Annotated in this window: 17 protein-coding genes; 12 read left to right on the forward strand and 5 right to left on the reverse strand. The window is 72.7% G+C overall.

Annotation, left to right across the window (positions count from 1 at the left end):
* Positions 1-64: 64 nt before the first annotated feature.
* The gene (locus ACH427_RS12600; protein WP_398869424.1) at positions 65-1,102 is read right to left on the reverse strand and encodes a LacI family DNA-binding transcriptional regulator; all 1,038 of its coding nucleotides are present in this window, start codon (positions 1,100-1,102) and stop codon (positions 65-67) included.
* Positions 1,103-1,275: 173 nt separating this feature from the next.
* Here ACH427_RS12600 and ACH427_RS12605 point away from each other — a divergent pair, with 173 nt between their 5' ends.
* The 8 genes from ACH427_RS12605 to ACH427_RS12640 all read left to right on the forward strand — a co-directional run bounded on the left by ACH427_RS12605 (position 1,276) and on the right by ACH427_RS12640 (position 14,443).
* Positions 1,276-2,571, forward strand: coding sequence for an ABC transporter substrate-binding protein (locus ACH427_RS12605; RefSeq protein WP_398869425.1), 1,296 nt, complete (start codon positions 1,276-1,278; stop codon positions 2,569-2,571).
* A 5-nt stretch (positions 2,572-2,576) separates the two neighbouring features.
* Positions 2,577-3,470 (forward strand): carbohydrate ABC transporter permease, encoded by an 894-nt coding sequence (locus ACH427_RS12610; protein WP_398869426.1) that lies wholly within the window; start codon positions 2,577-2,579, stop codon positions 3,468-3,470.
* A gap of 41 nt (positions 3,471-3,511) precedes the next feature.
* Positions 3,512-4,297, forward strand: coding sequence for a carbohydrate ABC transporter permease (locus ACH427_RS12615; protein WP_398869469.1), 786 nt, complete (start codon positions 3,512-3,514; stop codon positions 4,295-4,297).
* 29 nt (positions 4,298-4,326) lie between these two features.
* Positions 4,327-5,565, forward strand: coding sequence for a glycosyl hydrolase (locus ACH427_RS12620; protein WP_398869427.1), 1,239 nt, complete (start codon positions 4,327-4,329; stop codon positions 5,563-5,565).
* 139 nt (positions 5,566-5,704) lie between these two features.
* Positions 5,705-7,723 carry an endo-beta-N-acetylglucosaminidase gene (locus ACH427_RS12625; RefSeq protein WP_398869428.1) on the forward strand — a complete coding sequence of 673 codons (2,019 nt, stop codon included), beginning with the start codon at positions 5,705-5,707 and terminating at the stop codon, positions 7,721-7,723.
* Positions 7,724-7,749: 26 nt separating this feature from the next.
* Positions 7,750-10,776, forward strand: coding sequence for an alpha-mannosidase (locus ACH427_RS12630; RefSeq protein WP_398869429.1), 3,027 nt, complete (start codon positions 7,750-7,752; stop codon positions 10,774-10,776).
* Between the two features lie 56 nt (positions 10,777-10,832).
* A complete protein-coding gene (locus ACH427_RS12635; protein ID WP_398869430.1) occupies positions 10,833-13,580 on the forward strand; it encodes an alpha/beta fold hydrolase in 2,748 nt (915 codons plus the stop codon).
* Positions 13,577-14,443: an ABC transporter permease gene (locus ACH427_RS12640; protein WP_398869431.1), complete on the forward strand. Its 867-nt coding sequence runs from the start codon at positions 13,577-13,579 to the stop codon at positions 14,441-14,443. The genes ACH427_RS12635 and ACH427_RS12640 overlap by 4 nt, the downstream gene beginning before the upstream one ends.
* Positions 14,444-14,457: 14 nt before the next feature.
* On the opposite strand, the gene ACH427_RS12645 is transcribed toward ACH427_RS12640, so the two are convergent.
* Positions 14,458-15,378, reverse strand: coding sequence for an SDR family oxidoreductase (locus ACH427_RS12645; protein ID WP_398869432.1), 921 nt, complete (start codon positions 15,376-15,378; stop codon positions 14,458-14,460).
* Between the two features lies 1 nt (position 15,379).
* Complete coding sequence (locus tag ACH427_RS12650) at positions 15,380-16,165, reverse strand: SDR family oxidoreductase (protein ID WP_398869433.1); 786 nt, start codon at positions 16,163-16,165, stop codon at positions 15,380-15,382.
* A 79-nt stretch (positions 16,166-16,244) separates the two neighbouring features.
* Between ACH427_RS12650 and ACH427_RS12655 the strand changes: the two genes are divergently transcribed.
* The 4 genes from ACH427_RS12655 to ACH427_RS12670 are packed head-to-tail and all read left to right on the forward strand — an operon-like array spanning position 16,245 to position 19,667.
* Complete coding sequence (locus ACH427_RS12655) at positions 16,245-17,009, forward strand: enoyl-CoA hydratase family protein (protein ID WP_398869434.1); 765 nt, start codon at positions 16,245-16,247, stop codon at positions 17,007-17,009.
* Positions 17,006-17,872: a CoA transferase subunit A gene (locus tag ACH427_RS12660; RefSeq protein WP_398869435.1), complete on the forward strand. Its 867-nt coding sequence runs from the start codon at positions 17,006-17,008 to the stop codon at positions 17,870-17,872. Before ACH427_RS12655 ends, ACH427_RS12660 begins: the two co-directional genes overlap by 4 nt.
* Positions 17,869-18,621, forward strand: coding sequence for a CoA-transferase subunit beta (locus ACH427_RS12665; RefSeq protein ID WP_398869436.1), 753 nt, complete (start codon positions 17,869-17,871; stop codon positions 18,619-18,621). The genes ACH427_RS12660 and ACH427_RS12665 overlap by 4 nt, the downstream gene beginning before the upstream one ends.
* Complete coding sequence (locus ACH427_RS12670; protein WP_398869437.1) at positions 18,618-19,667, forward strand: NAD(P)H-dependent flavin oxidoreductase; 1,050 nt, start codon at positions 18,618-18,620, stop codon at positions 19,665-19,667. Before ACH427_RS12665 ends, ACH427_RS12670 begins: the two co-directional genes overlap by 4 nt.
* Before the next feature lie 62 nt (positions 19,668-19,729).
* Here the strand turns inward: ACH427_RS12670 and ACH427_RS12675 are convergent, their stop codons facing one another.
* Together ACH427_RS12675 and ACH427_RS12680 are read right to left on the reverse strand one after the other, a co-directional pair.
* Positions 19,730-19,936: a DUF397 domain-containing protein gene (locus tag ACH427_RS12675; protein ID WP_398869438.1), complete on the reverse strand. Its 207-nt coding sequence runs from the start codon at positions 19,934-19,936 to the stop codon at positions 19,730-19,732.
* Entirely contained in the window at positions 19,933-20,763 is an 831-nt protein-coding gene (locus ACH427_RS12680) for a helix-turn-helix domain-containing protein (protein WP_398869439.1), read from the reverse strand. Before ACH427_RS12680 ends, ACH427_RS12675 begins: the two co-directional genes overlap by 4 nt.
* Positions 20,764-20,862 lie beyond the last annotated feature (99 nt).

A 20,862-nucleotide genomic window follows, 5' to 3' on the forward strand; every position in this document is an offset into this window, starting at 1 on the left:
GACTGCCCGGCCCTTCGGCAGGCGGACCTCAACTGCCGGGCAAGGCCGGGATCCGCCCGCCCGGCTACGCCCGGCCCGTCGATTCGCGGGCGGTCAGACGCGGGGTGGCCGCCTGGACGCGGCCGGGCGGGGCGCCCGTCAGGAGCTCGGTCAGGAGGCGGGCCGCCTGGCGGCCGAAGGCGGGGGTGTCGCGCGTCAGCGCCGTCAGCGGCGGGTGCGTGCTGCGGCAGAGGACGGAGTCCTCCCAGGCCACGATGGAGAGTTCGGCGGGTACGGACACCCCGAGCTCCGCGGCGACGGCGAGACCCGCGACGGCCATGACGTCGTTGTCGTAGACGATGGCGGTGGGCGGCCGTGACGCGGACAGCAGCCGACGGGTGGCCGCGGCGCCCTGGGCGTCGGAGTAGTCGGTGGTGACCGAGGTGACGTCGGGCAGGCCGCGCCGCTCGGCCTCGGTCCGCAGGCAGGCCATCCGGCGCCGGGTGTGGGCGAGTTCGGGCAGGCCGGCGACGTGGGTGACGCGACGGTGCCCGAGGCCGTGCAGGTGGCCGACGATGGAGGCCATGGCGCCGGTGTCGTCGGCCCAGAGGTTGGAGATCGCGCCGTGGGCGCCGATGTCCCCGTCGAGCGCTCCGATGACGACGGCGGGCAGGCCGAGTTCGTCCAGCAGGGCCGGGCGCGGGTCGTCGGCCCGGGGGTCGACGACGAGGAGCCCGTCGACACGGTGCTCGGCCCACCAGCGGCGGTAGACCGCGCACTCCGCGTCGATGTCCTCGGCCATCTGGAAGAGCAGGCCGAGGCGGTGGCCCGCGAGCACTTCCTGGACGCCGGAGACCAGTTGGAGGAAGAAGGACTCGACGCCCAGGGTGCGGGCGGGCCTGGCCAGGACGAGCCCGACCGTGGCCGCTCCCTCGCCGGACAGGGCCCGGGCCGCGGTGCTGGGCTGCCAGCCGAGCTGTTCGGCGACGCGGCGCACGCGTTCGCGGGTGGCGTCGGAGACCCCGGGGCGGCCGTTGAGCGCGAAGGAGACCGCGCTCTCGGAGACGCCCGCGCGGCGCGCGACGTCCTTCATCGTCGGGCGGCGGGCCGGGGTGCGGCGCATGGCTCTCCTTCTGCCCGCGCCCGGGGCGCGGGGCCGTACCGAAGCGCTCGAGTGAGCGTAACTCCCCGCAGGCTAAAGCGCATTAGCCGACAGCGGAAGTATTGACTTCACCCCGCCACGGGTGCAGCTTTTGTTGCGCACCTCCCGGTCCTACCGAAGGAGTTCGCCGCGCCATGCCCCGTTCCCGCAGAACCGCTGCCGCCGCCGTCCCGCTCCTCGCATCCGCCTTGTTGCTCACCGCCTGCGGCTCCGGTGGTGGTTCGGACGGCGATGCCGCGGACGGCAGGCCGGAGGGCGGCATCACCTTCCAGACCTGGAATCTGCGCAGCAAATTCAAGGACTACTTCGAGGGCCTGGCCGGCGAATTCGAGAAACAGAATCCGGGCGTCAAGGTCAAATGGATCGATCAGCCCGCCGACAACTACGCGGAGAAACTCAGCGCCGACGCCGGCGGCGGCACGCTGCCCGATGTCGTGAATGTGTCGCCCGACCTCTCCTATCCGCTGGCCAAGGCCGGGCTGCTGCTGAATCTGGACCGGGAGCGGGCCGCCGCGAAGTTCAAGGGCGAGTACACGCCCGAGGCGTGGCAGGGCAACGTGCTGCCGGGCCTGGACGGTTCGTACGCCTTCCCCTGGTATCTCAACACGGGCCCGCTGTTCTACAACAAGGCGCTCTTCCGGCAGGCGGGGCTCGATCCGGAGAAGCCGCCGAAGAGCTACGACGAGCTGTTCGCCACCGCCGGCACTCTGGCGAAACGGTCCGGCGGGAAGACCGCGACCCTCGCCGGCACCCCGTCCATCGAGGACTTCGGGCGCTACGGCGTACGGCTGATGAACTCCGACGCCACGAAGTTCACCTACAACGAGCCCAAGGGCGTCGAGCTGCTCACCAAATACAAGGAGCTCTACACCCACGGCGGGCTCGACGCGCAGGCGCTCACCAATACCGCGGAGCAGGCGGGGCAGAAGTTCCTGGAGCAGAAGGTCGCCATGAATCCGGGCAGCGCCCACGACCTGGACACCTTCAAACAGAGCGCGCCCCGTCTGTACAAAGAGCTGGGCATCACCGACGCCCCGAACAACACGGGCAAGCCGAACATGTACGTGATGGGTCTGGCCGTCAGCAAGCAGAGCAAGCACAAGGCCGCGGCCGTCGCTTTCGCGCACTTCATCACGGACCGGAAGAACCAGGAGGACTTCGCGCACAAAGTCGCCGTCTTCCCCAGCACCAAGGGATCGCTGGACGACCCTTACTGGACCAAGGACGACGGGACGGACGAGGGCCGGGTCCGGGTGGCCTCGGCGAAAATGCTCAAGGGCGCGGTCAATTACACGCCGGTGGTGCTGAGCGAGGAGATGAAGGTCGTCCTCAAGAACGAGGTCGCCAAGGCCCTTCAGGGCAAGAAGTCGCCCCAGCGGGCGCTCGACGACGCCGTCGCGCAGAGCGACAAGCTCCTCAAGCAGAGCTGACGGCCGTGAAGCAGCCCTCCGCACACGTGCGCACCCACCGCGCGGCCAGCCCCTGGCTCTTCCTGCTGCCCGGCCTCGGGGTGATCGCCGCCTTCAGCCTCTACCCCTTCGTCAGCACCGTCCAGAAGGCGTTCACCGACGCGCGCACGCTGACTCCGGGCAGCTGGGTGGGGCTGCGCAACTTCCAGGACATGCTGGGCGACGACCAGTTCTGGGTGGCCCTGCGCAACAGCGGGCTGTACGTCCTGCTGGTCGTGCCCTTCACCGTGCTGCTGCCGCTCCTGCTGGCGCTGCTGGTGCAGAAGCGGCTCCCGGGCGTGACGTTCTTCCGCTCCGCCTTCTACACACCGGTCGTGGCCTCCGTCGTCGTGGTGTCGCTCATCTGGGCCTGGATGCTGGACGACCGCGGGCTCGTCAACGGCATCCTGCGCTTCTTCGGGGCCGGTCCGGTGGCCTTCCTCGGTGACGAGTGGCTGCTGCTGTTCAGCGCCATGGCGCTGACGGTGTGGAAGGGCCTCGGCTACTACATGATCATCTATCTCGCGGCGCTCGCGAACGTCCCGCGCGAGCTGCACGAGGCGGCCGCGGTCGACGGGGCCGGTGCCCTGCGGCGCTTCGTCAGTGTGACCGTCCCGGCCCTGCGCTCCACGATGGTGCTGATCGGCGCGCTGTCGTCGGTGGCCGCCTTCAAGGTCTTCTCCGAGGTCTATCTGCTGGCGGGCCCGACCGGCGGACCGGCCGGACAGGACACCACGCTGGTGATACTCGTCCAGCGGACCGGCACCGGACTCAACGGGCGGGTGGGATACGCCTCGGCCCTGTCCCTCGTCGTCTTCGTGATCGCGCTGCTGCTGATGCTGCTGGTGCTCCGCGCCGACCGGAAGGAGAGCGTCTCGTGACGCGGACGTCCGGCTGGGAGAAGGCGCTGCGCTATCTGCTGATGCTCGTCGTGCTGGGCATCACCGTCGGGCCGTTCCTCTGGCAGCTGTCCACCTCGTTCAAGGGCGCGTCCGAGGACATCTACACCTACCCGCCCGGCTTCCTGCCCGAGCATCCGACCACCGGGAATTATGCAGGTGTCGCCGACATCATTCCGGTCTGGGACTATGCGTTGAACTCCCTCAAGGTCGCTCTCACCAATGTGGTCACCAACCTTGTCGGTGCCTCACTGGCCGGATACGCCCTGGCCCGGCTGCGCTTCCGCGGCCGGCGGCTCGCCGGGCTCGCCTTCGTGGTGGCGCTGCTCGTCCCTCTGGAGTCCATCGTCATCGCGCAGTTCACCATGATGCGCGACCTGCACCTCAACAACACCCTCACCGCCGTCGTCCTGCCCGGCGCGGTGGGCGCGCTCAATGTGCTGCTGATGCGCAACGCGTTCGCGAACCTCCCGTACGAGATCGAGGAGGCGGCCGTCATCGACGGGGCGAACGTCTGGCAGCGGTTCCGCCGGATCGCCCTGCCGTCCGTACGCGGCACCCTGGCCGTCGTCGCGATCTTCTCGTTCATGGGCGCGTGGGACGACTTCCTCTGGCCGCTGATCGTCCTCTCGGACTCGGACCGCTTCACGCTGACCGTCGGCCTGAACTACCTGCACGGAACGTTCCAGCAGAATCCCCGGCTGGTCGCCGCGGGCACCATCATCGCCGTCGCCCCGCTCATCGTGCTGTTCGCCTGCCTCCAGCGGTACTTCTTCCGCGGCGTCGGCGAAGGCGCCGTCAAGGGCTGACCCCGCTCCCCGCCCGAAGGGACACCTCCATGCGCTTCGGTGTGAACTACACCCCCACCCGCGGCTGGTTCCACCACTGGCTCGACTTCGACCTGGACGACATCCGCGCCGACCTCGACTCCATCGCCGCCCTCGGCCTGGACCACATCCGTGTCTTCCCGCTGTGGCCCGTCTTCCAGCCCAACCGCGCGCTGATCCGCCCGCGCGCCGTCGAACAGCTGGTGAGCCTCGTCGACGCGGCGGGCGAGCGCGGGCTCGACGTCGCCGTGGACGGCCTCCAGGGCCACCTCTCCAGCTTCGACTTCGTCCCCTCCTGGACCACGACCTGGCACCGCCGCAACCTCTTCACCGACCCCCAGGTCGTCACCGCGCAGGAGGAGTATCTGGCCGCGCTCGCCGGCGCGCTCGCCGGCCGGCCGAATTTCCTGGGCATGACGGTCGGCAACGAGACCAATCAGTTCTCCGGCGACCCGCACCCCGACCCCGACCGGATCAGGCCCGGTGAGGCGGAACGCTGGCTGCGCCGGATGCTGGCCGCCTGCGAGAAGGCCGCGCCCGGCCGGACGCATCTGCACGCCTCCTACGACGTCGCCTGGTACGACGGCGCGCACCCCTTCACCCCCGCCCACTCGGCCCGCCTGGGTGCCATGACCGCCGTGCACTCCTGGGTCTTCAACGGCACCGCGCAACGGCACGGCCCGCGGGGCACGGCCACCGAGCACCACGCCGCGTACCTCATCGAGCTGTCCAAGGCATGGGCCGAGGACCCGGCGCGGCCGGTGTGGCTCCAGGAGGTCGGGGCGCCCGCCCCGCACATCGCCCCCGGGCGGGCGGCCGCGTTCACCGAGGCGACCGTCCTCAACGCACTCGACTGCACCGGCCTGTGGGGCATCACCTGGTGGTGCTCCCACGACGTCGACCGCGCGCTCGCGGACTTCCCCGAGCTGGAGTACGGGCTGGGGCTGCTCACCAACGACCGGCGGGTGAAGCCGGCGGGCGAGACGTTCGCCCGTCTCGCCCGTGAGTACCGTGCCGCGGGGACCGCCGCGTCGCCCCGGTCGACCGCGCTGGTCGTGGAGGCGGGTGAGGTCGCGGGGGCGCCGCTGCGGGCGGTGTGCGCGCCGGGTGGGGAGTTCTTCGAGGCGTGGATGCGCGTCGCTGCGCGCGGGCGGAGGCCGGCGTGTGTGCTCTCTCAATCGGCCGGTGATGGCGGGCACTTGGCGGCGCGGGGGATCACGGAGGTCTTGACCGTGGCCCAGGTCCGATAGGTCTTTTTCCCCAGCCCCGCCCCTTCCCGAGACCGGGGCTCCGTCCCGGATCCCGGACCGCGCCGGCGCGCGGTGTCCTCAAGCTCCCCCGGCCACCGCTGGGAGGGGCCCACAGGCCGGGTCACCCCAAGGAGCAGCCATGCGTCAAAGACCCACCCGCCGTGAGGTTTTAGCCATCGGCCCCGCGACCCTCGCGGCACTCGCTCTACCGCGCGCAGCCGGCGCCACAGCCGACGGCACGCTTCAGCCCTACGCCTCGTACTGGTTCCCCGACACCCTGCCCGACGGCCGGCCCGGTGAGGGCGTCCGGTGGCGCAGCCTCGCCGCGTGGCGGCCGGAGGACGATGCCGATCTGTCCTTCAACCAGGCGACCGTGCCGCTCACCCCGCGCTTCACTCCCCCGCCCGTCAACACCACCGCCCGCGCCGGGCAGGCACGCGTCTGCGCGCTCGCCGCCTTCGCGCACACCTCCGGCAACCCGTCCCAGGGCTCGGACACCGCCGACCACTACGCGCTCACCCACTGGGCATACCTCGACGAGCTGGTCTTCTGGGGCGGCTCCTCGGACGAGGGGCTGATCGTCGCCCCGAACGCGCCGGTCGTGGACGCCGCGCACCGCAACGGCGTGCCCGTCCTGGGGACGGTGTTCCTGCCTCCGGCCGCGTACGGCGGGCGGCTGCGCTGGACGGAGGACCTCGTCAGGCGCGAGGCGGACGGCCGCTTCCCGCTGGCCGACAAGCTGATCCAGGTCGCGCGGGCGTACGGCTTCGACGGCTGGTTCCTCAACGCCGAGACCGGCGGCGGGGACGCCCGGTTGGGCGCGGCGATGCGGGACTTCGTGGCGTACCTGCGGGAGCGCGGCACGGGGCTGCGCGTCATGTGGTACGACGCGATGGCCATCTCCGGCGACATCGCCTGGCAGAACGAGCTCAACGACCACAACGCCCCGTTCTTCCGGGCGGCCGGCTCGATGTTCCTCAACTTCGACTGGAGCCGTGCCGGGCTCGCGGCGTCGGCCGGGCGCGCGCGGCGGCTGGGGCGGAGCCCGTACACCCTGTGGGCGGGCGTCGACGTCGAGGCGCGCGGCTGGGACACCCCGGTCGACTGGGACGCGGTCGTCCCGGCGGGCGGCTCGCACACCGTCTCGTACGGCTTCTACCGGCCCGAGTGGACCTGGACGAGCCTGCCCGCGGGCGGGCGCTCCCCCGCGGCCTTCCACGCGCGGGACGACCGCTTCTGGTCCGGCGAGGGCCTCGACCCCACCGCGCCGCCGGCCGGGCCCTGGCGGGCGCCCGCGGCGTCCGTCGCGGACCGTTCCACGCTCACCGCGCTGCCGTTCGCGACGAGCTTCAACACCGGCCACGGGACCGGCTGGTACGAGAAGGGCGAGCGCCTCTCCGACGCCGCCTGGAACCACCTGGGGCTCCAGGACCGGCTGCCCGGCCGCCGCTGGGTCGTCCGCACGGCGGGCACCCGGCCAGGCGTCGGCTTCGATTTCGACGACGCCTGGCGTGGCGGCAGCAGCCTCCTCGTGGAGGGCGCGCCGACCGCGCCGGCGACGGTCGAGCTGTACGCGGCGCGGCTGCCGCTGTCCCGCGCCACCGTCGTGGAACTGGCCCACCGCACCGACACCGGGTCGGCCGCGGTACGGGTGGAGCTGGCCGTGTCGCCGCGCCCGGGCCTCTTCCACCACGTGCCCGCGGGCACGCTGCCGGGAGGGGGCCGCGGCTGGACGACCGTACGGCTGCGCCTCGGCGCGCTGCCGCACGGCACGCTCCACGCGCTGGGCGTGCGTCTGACCGCGCCGGACGGCGGTACGGTCCGCTGGCGGCTCGGCGGCCTCGCGGTCCACGACGGGGCACCACCGGCGCCCGCCCGGCCCGGCCGCGTCCGGGTGACCGCCTCCCGCCGGACCGGCGACGGCACGGCGGAGCTACGGCTGGCCTGGGGGGCGACCAGCGGGCCCGTGCGCCATCACGAGCTCCATCAGGTGCTCCCCGGCGGCGGCCGTCGCTTCCTGGGCGGCACCTGTGGGCATGCCTACTACGTCGCGGCGCTGCGCCGCACCGCCACGGAGGCGGTCACGCGCGTCGAAGTGCGCGCCGTGGACGAGCTGTACGCCTCCTCGGCACCCGCGTCCGTCGCTTTCCGCTGGTAGACCTACTGCGTGAGGACACCGACTCCATGCACAACGACCGCACCATCACCGAAGCCCGACTGAAGCGGGTGCTGGACGAGCGCGTCCGGCCCGCCGTGTACCCCGAGTCGGTGCCGCTGGCCGTCTCGGTGTGGAACGCGCCGGGCGAGCCCGTCCCCGTGGCGGAGGGGCTGGCAGCCGCGCGGGTGCCGATCCGGACCGGCGAGCGGTGGGGGCCTCCGTGGGGGACGAGCTGGTTCACCGTCACGGGAACGGTGCCGCCACAGTGGGCGGGCCGGACCGTCGAGGCGCTGCTGGACCTGGGCTTCGACGAGAACATGCCGGGCTTCCAGTGCGAGGGGCTCGTCTACCGTCCGGACGGGTCGCCGGTGAAGGGGCTCAATCCGCGCAACCAGTGGGTGCGCGTCGGCGAGAGGGCGGCCGGTGGCGAGGAGGTGACGCTGCACATCGAGGCGTCGTCGAACCCGGTGATCCTGGACTACCACCCCTTCCTGCCGACCGAACTGGGCGACAGGGAGACCGCGGACGGCGCGCCGCGCTACCGGCTGGGGCGGATGGACCTCGCCGTCTTCGACCGGACGGTGTGGGAGCTGGTCCAGGATCTGGAGGTGCTGGGCGAGCTGATGGGGGAGCTGTCCGTGGACTCCCCGCGCCGCTGGGAGATCCTGGGCGCCGTGGAGCGGGCGCTGGACGCGGTCGACCTCCAGGACGTGAACGGCACGGCGGAGCGGGCCCGTGAGCGGCTCACCGGCGTGCTGTCCGCGCCCGCCCACGCCTCGGCCCACCGGATCAGCGCGGTCGGGCACGCGCACATCGACTCGGCGTGGCTGTGGCCGCTGCGCGAGACGGTGCGCAAGGTCGCGCGGACGACGTCGAACATGACGGCGCTGCTGGAGGACGAGCCGGACTTCGTCTACGCCATGTCGCAGGCGCAGCAGTTCGCCTGGATCAAGGAGCACCGGCCGGAGGTCTACGCGCGGGTGAAGAAGGCGGTCGCGGAGGGCCGTTTCGTGCCGGTGGGCGGCATGTGGGTGGAGTCCGACACCAACATGCCGGGGTCCGAGGCGCTGGCACGGCAGTTCGTGCACGGGAAGCGGTTCTTCCTGGAGGAGTTCGGGATCGAGACGGAGGAGGTGTGGCTGCCGGACACGTTCGGCTATTCGGCGGCGCTGCCGCAGCTCGTGAAACTGGCGGGCGCGAAGTGGTTCCTGACGCAGAAGATCTCGTGGAGCCGGACCAACAAGTTCCCGCACCACACCTTCTGGTGGGAGGGGCTGGACGGGACGCGTGTCTTCACGCACTTCCCGCCCATCGACACCTACAACGCGCAGCTGTCGGGCAAGGAGGTCGCGCACGCCGTGCGCAACTTCCAGGAGAAGGGCGGCGCGACGCGTTCCCTCGCGCCGACCGGCTGGGGTGACGGCGGCGGCGGGACGACGCGCGAGATGCTCGCCCGCGCCAAACGGCTCGCGGATCTGGAGGGGTCGGCCCGGGTCGCCTTCGAGAAGCCGTCGGCGTTCTTCGAGAAGGCGCACGCGGAGTACGCCCACGCGCCCGTGTGGGTGGGCGAGCTGTATCTGGAGCTGCACCGGGCGACGCTCACCAGCCAGGCGCGGACCAAGCAGGGCAACCGCCGCTCGGAGCACCTGCTGCGGGAGGCGGAGCTGTGGGCGGCGACCGCGGCCGTACGCACCGGATTCCCGTATCCGTACGAGGCGCTGGACCGGCTGTGGAAGACGGTGCTGCTGCACCAGTTCCACGACATCCTGCCCGGTACGTCGATCGCCTGGGTGCACCGGGAGGCGGCGGCGGCCTACGCGGCGGTCGCGGCGGAGCTGGAGGCGGTCATCGGGGACGCGCTGGCGGCGCTGGCCGGGGACGCCGAGGCGCGCGGGAGCGTGGTCTTCAACGCGGCGCCGCACGGGCGCGGCGGCGTGCCTGCGCTCGGCGCGGCCGTCGGGAGCCCGGCGGACGGCGCGGCGGTGCGCGCGGCGCCCCGCGAGGGCGGCGGATTCACGCTCGACAACGGGCTGCTGCGGGTGGTGGTCGACGGGCGGGGGCTGGTGGTCTCCGTGTACGACCTGGCGGCGGACCGCGAGACGGTCGCGCCGGGCGCGGCTGCGAACCTCCTCCAACTGCACCCGGACTTCCCGAACATGTGGGACGCCTGGGACGTCGACCACTTCTACCGCAACACCGTCACGGACCTCACGGACGTCGAGACGCTGGAGCTCACGGACACCGGTGCGGTGCGGGTGACGCGAGCCTTCGGGGCATCGCGGGTGGAGCAGTTCATCGGACTGCCGGAGGGTGAGCGGCGGCTGGAGATCACGACGGAGGTCGACTGGCACGAGACGGAGAAGTTCCTGAAGGCGGCGTTCCCGCTGGACGTGCACACCGACCGCGTGGCGGCGGAGACCCAGTTCGGCCACCTCTACCGCCCCACGCACGCCAACACCAGCTGGGACGCGGCCAAGTTCGAGGCGTGCGCGCACCGTTTCGTCCACCTGGAGGAGCCCGGCTGGGGCGTGGCGGTCGTCAACGACTCCACGTACGGCTACGACGTGACGCGTGCCGTACGCGAGGGCGGCACGGGCACGACGACCACCCTGCGCCTCTCCCTGCTGCGGGCGCCCCGCTTCCCCGACCCGCGCACGGACCAGGGCGTGCACCGCTTCCGCTACGCGCTGGTGCCGAACGCGTCCCTGGGGGACGCGGTGCGGGAGGGACACCGGATCAACCTGCCGGAGCGGCGGGTGCCCGGGTCCCGCGCGGTGGAGCCGCTGGTGTCGGTCCCGGACGCCTCCGTCGTCGTGTCGGCCGTCAAGCTCGCGGACGACGGCAGCGGAGATGTGGTGGTGCGGCTGTACGAGGCGGGCGGCGGGCGGGCGCGGATCCGCCTGGCGGCGAGCTTCGCGGTGGCGTCGGCGTCCGTGTGCGACCTGCTGGAACGGCCGCTCAAGGCGGTCGAGGCGGAGGCGGGCGCGGAGGACGGCGTCCCGTTGTCGTTCCGCCCCTTCGAGATCGTGACCGTGCGGCTGGCCCGCGCCTGACCCTTCCCGGCCGACCGCCCGGCGGCGGTGTCAGTGCCTGCGCATAGCATCACCGCATGAGACTGCGATTCCCCCGGCGGCGCCGGCGGCTGTTCGCCGCCGCGGCCGTCGGTGCCGTACTGGCCGGGGCCGGCACCTGGACGGCGGCTTCGGCCACGGGCGGCGGACCCTCGGTGCACCGCGAGGACGGGTTCCTGAGCGTGCCCGAGTCGCCGGGCAGCGGTGACAAGGTCCGGATCGACATGTCGTACTTCACGGCCGGTGACACCGGGCGCAGGCCCGCCGTGCTGCTCGCGCACGGTTTCGGGGGCAGCAAGGAGGATCTGCGCGGCCAGGCGGAGGATCTGGCGCGTGACGGCTACGCGGTGCTGACGTGGTCCGCTCGGGGTTTCGGCAGGTCCAGCGGCCGGATCGGGCTGAACGACCCGGACCACGAAGTCGCCGACGTGAGCCGGCTCATCGACTGGCTGGCCAGGCGGCCCGAGGTGAAGCTGGACAAGGCGGGTGACCCGAGGGTCGGGATCGCGGGCGGTTCCTACGGCGGCGCGGTCTCCCTCCTCGCGGCCGGGTACGACAAGCGGGTCGACGCGATCGCCCCGCAGATCACCTACTGGAATCTCGCCGACTCGCTCTTCCCGAACGATGTCGTCGACGAGCCCGGGGACGCGAGCCGGGATCCCGGGGTCTTCAAGAAGCTCTGGGCCGGCATCTTCTTCACCACCGGCTCCACCGGCGGCCCGGTCACGGCCGGTCCCGGCGCAGGTGCCCAGGCCCCGCCCTCCGCGCCGCAGGGCGGCTGCGGCGGCTTCGAGCCGGCTCTGTGCGAGATGTACGAGCGGGTGGCCGTCGCCGGGAAGCCTGACGCGCAGGCGCGCGAACTGCTGGAGCGCCGCAGCCCGTCCGCCGTCGGCGACCGCGTCAAGGTGCCCACGCTGCTGGTCCAGGGGCAGGGGGACTCGCTGTTCCCGCTCGACCAGTCCGACGCCGCGGCCAGGGCCATCGCCCACAACGGCGCGCCCGTCTCCGTCGACTGGATCGCGGGCGGGCACGACGGCGGCATGAGCGAGACCGGTCGCCTCCAGCAGCGCACGCGCGCGTGGTTCGACCGCTACCTCAAGGACGACAAGAGCGCGGACACAGGACCGGCGTTCCGGGTCAGCAGGACCGGTGGCATCGACACCACCGACGGCAAGGCACAGGTGCGCGGCGCGAGCGCGGACCGCTATCCGGGGCTGCGCAACGACGCGCGCACGGTCCCGCTGACCGGCCGTCCGCAGTCGTTCGGCAATCCGGCCGGTGCCACGCCTCCGGCGATCTCCGCACTGCCGGGGATCGGCGCGGTGTCGCAGCTGTCGGGGCTGGGGGTGGGGCTGTCGCTGGACTTCCCCGGTCAGTACGCCCGCTTCGAATCCGCGCGGCTCACGGAGGGCGTGCGGGTGACCGGCTCGCCGACGGTGAAGGCGAAGGTCACCTCGGACTCCGGGGAGGCGGTCCTCTTCGCCAAGGTCTACGACGTGGGGCCGAACGGGCAGCAGGTGCTGCCCGCGCAGCTCGTCGCGCCCGCGCGGGTGACCGACGCCAAGGGCGGCAGGACCGTCGAGCTGCGGCTGCCCGCCATCGACCACACCTTCGAGGCCGGGCACCGGATGCGCCTCGTGCTCGCCGCCACGGACCTGGCCTACGCCTCACCCGCGCAGCCCGCGACCTACACCGTCGCCCTGGAGGGCGGCGGGCTGAGCGTGCCGACGGCGCCGGAGGTGCGGACCGCTTCGGCCGCGCTGCCGTGGTGGACGTGGGGGCTGCCGGCGGCCGGTGCGGTCGTCGCGGCGGCCGTGCTGCTGACCGGGCGGCGGCGCGTGGCCGTGCCCGCGCCCGATCCGGCGCTCGCCGAGGTGCCGTTGCAGATCACGGACTTGAGCAAGCGGTATGCCAAGTCCGCCGACCGCTATGCCGTCCGCGACCTGTCCTTCCGGGTGGAGCGGGGGCAGGTGCTCGGTCTGCTCGGCCCGAACGGCGCGGGCAAGACCACGACCCTGCGGATGCTCATGGGCCTCATCCGGCCCGACGGTGGCGAGGTGCGGGTCTTCGGGCACGCGATCCGGCCGGGCGCGCCGGTGCTGTCCCGGGTGGGGGCGTTCGTGGAGGGCGCCGGTTTCCTGCCCCACCTGTCCGGGCGGGCCAATCTCGATCTGTACTGGCAGGCCACCGGCCGCCCGGCCGAGGACGCCCGTATCGACGAGGCCCTGGAGATCGCCGGGCTGGGTTCCGCGCTGGAGCGCGCCGTGCGGACGTACTCCCAGGGCATGCGGCAGCGGCTCGCGATCGCGCAGGCCATGCTCGGCCTGCCGGAGCTGCTGATCCTGGACGAGCCGACCAACGGTCTCGACCCGCCGCAGATCCGGGAGATGCGCGAGGTGATGATCCGCTACGCGGCGGCCGGGCGCACGGTCATCGTCTCCAGCCACCTCCTCGCCGAGGTCGAGCAGAGCTGTACGCACCTGGTGGTGATGGACCGCGGGCGGCTGGTCACGGCCGGTCCCGTCGCGGAGATCGTCGGCTCGGGCGACACGCTGCTGGTCGGCGTCGAGGGCGGGCCGACGGAGGCCGTCGCCGAGAAGGTGGCGGCGCTGCCGGGCGTGGCGTCCGCGGTGCGGACGGACGAGGGGCTGCTGGTGGAGCTCGACGGGTTGAGCCCGGCGGCGCTGCTGGCGGAGCTGGTCCGGCTGGAGGTCCCGGTGGAGCGCGTGGGTCCGCACCGCCGCCTGGAGGACGCGTTCCTGACCCTGATCGGAGGCTCCGCATGAGCACGGCGACGGACATCGCCCCGGAGGCCGCGCCGGGTTACCGCGCGCGGCACACGCTGCCGCTGCGGGTCGAGGCGATGCGGCAGTTGCGGCGCCGGCGCACGCTCGTGGTCGGGGCGGTCCTGGCCGTGCTGCCGTTCGTCCTGATCGCGGCCTTCGCGATCGGCGGGCAGCCGAGCGGGCGGGACGGCAGGGTGACGCTGATCGACACGGCGACCTCCTCCGGCGTCAATTTCACGGCGACGTGCCTCTTCGTCTCGGCGGGCTTCCTGCTGGTGGTGCCGGTGGCGCTGTTCTGCGGTGACGCGGTGGCATCCGAGGCGAGCTGGTCGTCACTGCGCTATCTGCTGGCGGCGCCGGTGCCGCGGGCCCGGCTGCTGCTGAGCAAGCTGGCCGTGGCGCTGGGGTTCAGCGCGGCCGCGATGGTGCTGCTGCCGGTGGTGGCCCTGGCCGCGGGCACGGCGGCGTACGGCTGGGGGCCGCTCCAGATCCCCACGGGCGGCGCGCTGCCCGGTGACACGGCGGCCGTGCGGCTCGCGGTTGTCGTCGCGTACATCTTCGTCGGGCAGCTGGTGACGGCCGGGCTCGCGTTCTGGCTGTCGACCGTCACGGACGCGCCGCTGGGCGCGGTGGGCGGCGCGGTGGGTCTGACCATCGTGGGCAATGTCCTGGACGCGGTGACGGCACTCGGGCACTGGCGCGACTTCCTGCCCGCGCACTGGCAGTTCGCCTGGGCGGACGCGCTCCAGCCGCACCTGGAGTGGTCGGGCATGATCAAGGGCACGGCGGTGTCGGTGTCGTACGCGCTGGTGCTCTTCGCCTTCGCGTTCCGACACTTCCGGGGGAAGGACGTGGTGTCGTAGCCGGAGCGCCGGCCCTACCCCGCCCCGTAGACCGCCCCCGGCGGGCGTGCTCCCTTCAGCAGTTCGCGTACCGTCTCCCCCGCCTCCCGCGGGGACCGGAGGGCGCCCTTGTCGGCCGTCGGGCCCGGGTGCCAGCCCTCCAGCACCGTGATGCGGCCGCCGTCGGCCTCGAAGACGTGGCCGCTGACGTCCGCGGAGCCGGGTGAGGCCAGCCAGACCACCAGCGGGGAGACGTTGGCGGGGGCCATCGCGTCGAAGCCGGCCGGGGGCGCGGCCATCGTGCCGGCGAAGGTCCGCTCGGTCATGCGGGTGCGGGCGGCTGGGGCGATGGCGTTGACCTGGACGCCGTAGCGGGCGAGTTCGGCGGCGGCGACGAGGGTGAGGGCGACGATGCCGGCCTTGGCGGCGGCGTAGTTGGCCTGTCCCACGCTGCCCAGCAGCCCCGCCCCGGAGGTGGTGTTGACGACGCGCGCCACGGGCCTGCGGCCGGCCTTCGTCTCGGCGCGCCAGTGCGCGGCGGCGTGCCTGAGTGGCAGGAAGTGGCCCTTGAGGTGGACGCGTACGACCGCGTCCCAGTCGTCCTCGCCGAGGTTGACGAGCATGCGGTCGCGCAGGAATCCGGCGTTGTTGACGAGCGCGTCGAGCCTCCCGTAGGTGTCCAGGGCGGTCGCGACGAGGGACGCGGCGCCCCCGTCGGTGGCGATGTCGCCGTGGTGCGCGACCGCTTCGCCGCCGCGCGCGGTGATCTCTTCGGCGACGTGCCGGGCGGGGTCCGCCGAGCCGCCGTGCCCGTCGAGCCCCACCCCCAGGTCGTTGACGACGACCTTGGCCCCCTCCGCGGCGAGGGCGAGCGCGTGCGCGCGGCCGAGGCCGCGGCCGGCGCCGGTGACGACGGCGACGCGGCCCGCGCAGCTTCCGGTGGGTCCTTGGGGCATGTCAGCGCTCCTCGTGGTGGGCGGAAGCGGCGTCGAGGAAGGCGGGGCGTTCCCCGCCGCCGTGGACGAGCAGGCTCGCGCCCGTGATGTAGGCGGCGTCGGCGGAGGCGAGGAAGACGGCCGCGGCGCCGATCTCGCCGGGCTCGGCGAGCCGCCCGGCGGGCACCGTCCGGGCGACGGCGGCGATGCCGTCCTCGTCGCCGTAGTGGAGGCGTGCCGAGGCGGTGCGGACCATGCCGAGGACGAGGGTGTTGACCCGGATCGCGGGCGCCCATTCGACGGCCATGGTGCGGGCGAGGTTCTCGAGTCCCGCCTTGGCCGCGCCGTAGGCGGCGGTGCCGGGCGAGGGGCGGGTGCCGCTCACGCTGCCGGTCATGAGGACGCAGCCGCCCTCCGGCTGCCGGCGCATGAGGCGGTACGCGGCGAGCGACGCGGTCAGCGGAGCGAGGAGGTTGAGGCCAAGGACGCGGACGTGCCGTTCGTCCGCTCCTTCGCCGAGGGGCTGGAAGGGCGTGCCCCCGGCGTTGTTGACCAGCACGTCCAGCCGCCCGTACGCCGCGTCGAGCCGGGCGAAGAAGGCCCGTACGCCGTCGGCGTCCCGGAGGTCCACCGGCAGGAAGCGGGCGCTGCCGCGCTCCGTCGCGACCGGCCGCTCGGGGGGTCTGCGGGCGCAGACGACCACCCTCGCCCCGGTGTCCAGGAACGCCCGCGCGATGCCCGCGCCGACGCCGCGCGTCCCGCCGGTGACGACGACGACCCGGTCCGACGCTCCCTCGGCGCCGCCCATTTCGCACCTCCCGCGCCGGCCTGCCCGCTGCTACCTTCACACCTAACAAACGTTTGGTGGAAAGGTAGCTGATCCTCTGATGGGTGTCTCCACCTCCCGCCCCGAATCCGCCGTGGCCGTCGTCACCGTGGACTTCCCTCCCGTCAACGCCCTGCCCGTGCGCGGCTGGTACGACCTCGCCGCCGCCGTCCGCGCGGCGGGCAGCGATCCAGCGGTCCGCTGCGTGGTCCTCGGCGCCGCCGGGCGCGGCTTCAACGCCGGCGTCGACCTCAAGGAGATCCAGCGCTCCCCCGGCGGCGCGGCCCTGATCGGCGCCAACCACGGCTGCGCGGCGGCCTTCTCGGCCGTCTACGACTGCGAGGTCCCCGTCGTGGCCGCCGTGCGGGGCTTCTGCCTGGGCGGCGGCATCGGCCTCGTCGGCAACGCCGACGCCGTCGTCGCCTCCGACGACGCGACCTTCGGCCTGCCCGAGCTGGACCGCGGCGCGCTGGGCGCCGCCACCCACCTCTCCCGGCTGGTGCCGCAGCACCTGATGCGCACGCTCTACTACACCTCACGCACGGTCACCGCCGAGGAGCTGCACCGGCACGGCGCCGTGTGGAAGGTCGTGCCCCGTGAGGAACTCCCCGGCGCGGCGATGGAGTTGGCGAGGGAGATCGCCGCCAAGGACGGCACGCTGCTGCGCATGGCCAAGGCCGCCATCAACGGCATCGACCCGGTCGATGTCCGCCGCAGCTACCGCTACGAGCAGAGCTTCACCTTCGAGGCCGGTCTGAGCGGACTCGCGGACCGGCGACGGGACGCCTTCGTCCAGGGCGGGGCGGGGAAGGAGCGGCAGTCATGACCGCCGACAAGAGGATGACCGCGGACGAGGCCGTCGCCCGTCTGGAGAGCGGGATGACGGTCGGCATCGGCGGCTGGGGCTCGCGCCGCAAGCCGATGGCGCTGGTCCGGGCCCTGTTGCGGGCGGGCGTCGGCGAACTCACCGTCGTGTCCTGCGGCGGCCCCGACGTGGGCCTGCTGGCGGCGGCCGGGCGGATCCGCAGGCTCGTCGCCCCCTTCGCCACGCTGGACTCCATCCCCCTCGAACCGCACTTCCGGACCGCCCGGCAGCGCGGGGAGATCGAGCTGACGGAGCTGGACGAGGCGATGTTCATGTGGGGGCTGACGGCGGCCGCGCACCGGCTGTCGTTCCTGCCCGTACGGGCCGGTCTCGGCTCCGACGTGATGACGGTCAACCCTGGCCTGCGCACGGTCACTTCACCGTACGAGGACGGCGAGGAGTACGTCGCGGTGCCCGCGCTGACGCTGGACGCCGCGCTGGTGCACCTCAACCGGGCCGACGCGCGCGGCAACGCGCAGTACCTGGGCCCCGATCCGTACTTCGACGACCTCTTCTGCGAGGCGGCGCGGGAGGCGTACGTCTCCTGCGAACGCGTCGTCGACAGCGCGGAGTTCGCGGCGGCGGGCGGGCCGCAGACGCTGCTGGTGCAGCGGGCGTGCGTCAACGGCGTCGTCGAGGCACCGGGCGGCGCGCACTTCACCTCCTGCGTGCCCGACTACGACCGGGACGAGGTGTTCCAGGCCGCGTACGCCGAGGCGGCCGCCGACCCGGTGAGATGGCGGGAGTTCACCGGCCGCTTCCTCTCGGGCGACGAGGACGCCTACCGCGTGGCCGTCGCGGACTTCAAGGGGGCGGCGGCGTGACGGCGACCAGGGCCGAGGTCTGTGTCGTGGCGTGCGCCGAGGCGTGGCGCGGCGACGGCGAGATCCTGGCCGGCCCGATGGGCGTGGTGCCGACGATCGGCGCGCGGCTCGCGCGGCTGACCTTCGCGCCGGACCTGCTGCTGACGGACGGCGAGGCGATGCTGGTCGCCGACGTGCCCGCGCTGGGCGAGCCCGCCACGGCCGTCGAGGGGTGGCTGCCGTTCCGCCGCCATCTCGCGCTGGTCACCGGCGGCAGACGGCATGTGATGATGGGCGCGAGCCAGCTCGACCGGCACGGCAACCAGAACATCTCGTGCGTCGGCGACTGGGTGCGGCCCACCCGGCAGCTTCTCGGCGTGCGCGGCGCCCCGGCCAACACCCTGAACCATCCGACCAGTTACTGGATCCCCCGGCACTCCCCCCGGGTCCTGGTCGAGAAGGTCGACATGGTCTGCGGTGTCGGCTACGACCGGGCGGCCGCCGCCGGCCCGTCCGCCACGCGCTTCCACGGTATCCGCCGCGTCGTCACCGACCTGGCCGTACTCGACTTCGAGACGCCGGACCGCACGATGCGGGTGCGCTCCCTGCACCCCGGCGTCACCGCCGAGGAACTGCGGGCCGCCACGGGCTTCCCGCTCGACATGCCCGACCACGCGCCGCGCACCCGCGCCCCGACCGCCGAGGAACTGCGCCTGATCCGCGACACCCTCGACCCGCAGGCCCTGCGGGAGAAGGAGGTGCGGACATGAGGACCGCGCTCACCGAGCTGACGGGCGTCCGGCACCCGGTCGTCCAGACCGGCATGGGCTGGGTGGCGGGGCCCCGCCTGGTGTCGGCCTCGGCGAACGCGGGGGCGCTGGGCATCCTCGCCTCCGCGACCATGACGCTCGATCAGCTGCGGGGCGCGATCAAGGAGGTGCGCTCGCGCACGGACCAGCCCTTCGGCGTCAACCTCCGCGCGGACGCCGGGGACGCGGCCGAGCGCGTATCCCTGATCATCGACGAGGAGGTGCGCGTCGCCTCCTTCGCTCTCGCGCCCTCGCGGGAGCTGATCGCCCGCCTCAAGGACGCCGGTGTCGTCGTCATCCCCTCGGTGGGCGCGCGGCGGCACGCCGAGAAGGTCGCGGCGTGGGGCGCGGACGCGGTCGTGGTGCAGGGCGCCGAGGGCGGCGGCCATACGGGCCAGGTCGCGACGACGGTCCTGCTGCCGCAGGTCGTGGACGCCGTCGGCATCCCGGTGATCGCGGCGGGCGGCTTCCACGACGGGCGTGGCCTGGCGGCGGCACTGGCCTTCGGGGCGGCCGGGGTCGCCATGGGCACGCGCTTCCTCCTCACCTCCGACAGCCCGGTCCCGCAGGCGGTGAAGGCCGCGTACCTCGCCGCGTCCGTCACGGACATCACGGTGACCACGAAGGTCGACGGCCTCCCCCACCGGATGCTGCGCACCCCCTTCGTCACGGCACTGGAACGCTCGGGGCGTGCGGCCACGCTCGTACGGGCCGCGCGGCACGCTTTCGCCTTCCGCGAGGTGTCGGGGCTGGGGCCGGTGCGGCTGCTCCGGGAGGGGGTGGCGATGCGGCGCGGTGCGGAGCTGACGTGGAGCCAGGTGCTGCTGGCCGCGAGCACGCCGATGTTGCTGAGGGCGGCGATGGTGGACGGCCGGACGGATGTGGGGGTGATGGCTTCTGGGCAGGTGGCGGGCGTGATCGACGACCTCCCGTCGTGCGGGGAGTTGGTGGAGCGGGTGGTGTCGGAGGCGTCGGAGGTGCTGGCGTCCTTGGCCTCGGGACGGTGAAACGGACCGGCCGCCATCCGCGAGCCCCGGCCCGCTCGCGGCGGGCCGGGGCCGACCGGCGGCTACAGACCCAGCTCCGCTGCGTCTTTGACGCTGGTCACGAAGGAGGACCAGGCGCCGGACGGAAAGGTGAGCAGGGGCTTGTGAGGATTTTTGGAGTCACGGACGGGGACCACGTCGCGCGAGGCGACAAGGTTGGTAGCGACCTCTATGCACTGGCCGCCATTACCGCTGTGGGACGATTTGAACCAACGGGGGGAATCGGTCACGGTCTGCCCTTTCGTACCTGCTTGATCAAGGCCACAGACTCCGCCTGAGAGAGGGCGTCGGCCTGCAACTGATGGTAGGCCGCCAACATGGAGAGGACGAACACCCTTTCCCTTTCGAGATGACCCCGATGTGTGGACTCGGCGTAGGACATCAGCGACCGGTCCGGCATCGTGAGCACGGTGACGGGCAAGCTGAACGGCCTGCGCGCCCCCATGGAGAAGGGGGCGACCTGCAACACGGTGTTCGGCATCTCGGCGAACTCAAGCAAGCGCTCGAACTGTGCATCCATGACCGCGAGGGACCCCATTGGCCGCCGGATGCACCCTTCGTCAAGTACCGCGAAGATCAGAGGCGACGGCGATCGCGCAAGGGCGGCTTGCCGACTCACCACCAGATTCACACGCTCGTCGGCTTGTTCGGGAGTGATCGCCTCCCTCCGCACTGCATCCGCTTCCAGCGTCGCCGCATACTCCGGCGTCTGAAGCAGACCAGGGATGACGCCCACCTCGTACAGCCTGATCTCAGCGGCGCGCGCTTCGTGCGCCACGTACTCCGGGAATCCTTCAATCAGTGCCGTGTGGCGCACAGCACGGCTCTGACGTTCAAGCCTGTCACCCGTCCCCAACGCCCGGTCCGCTCTCTTCGAGAACCGGGGAGTTGGGGGACGTCGACCAGTTTCGACGGCAGAAATGTGCGTCCCGGAGAACCCCATCCGCTCGCCCAGCTCATCCTGCGTCCAACCACGCTCGTCCCGCAGCGCACGCAACCGCTGGCCGAAGCGCGCACCGGGCGACCCCTCGGGGTCCAGGTCCTTACGGTTCACCATCCTTGCTCCCAACTCTCCGAGCAATCCTCGCAAGTTGAAGACAGGGCGACTGTAGGACACGCTGAACACCGCCGTCAGGAAAAGCAGTACAGAGAGGAG

The sequence above is a fragment of the Streptomyces sp. NPDC020379 genome (assembly GCF_044387105.1).
Lineage (GTDB): Bacteria > Actinomycetota > Actinomycetes > Streptomycetales > Streptomycetaceae > Streptomyces.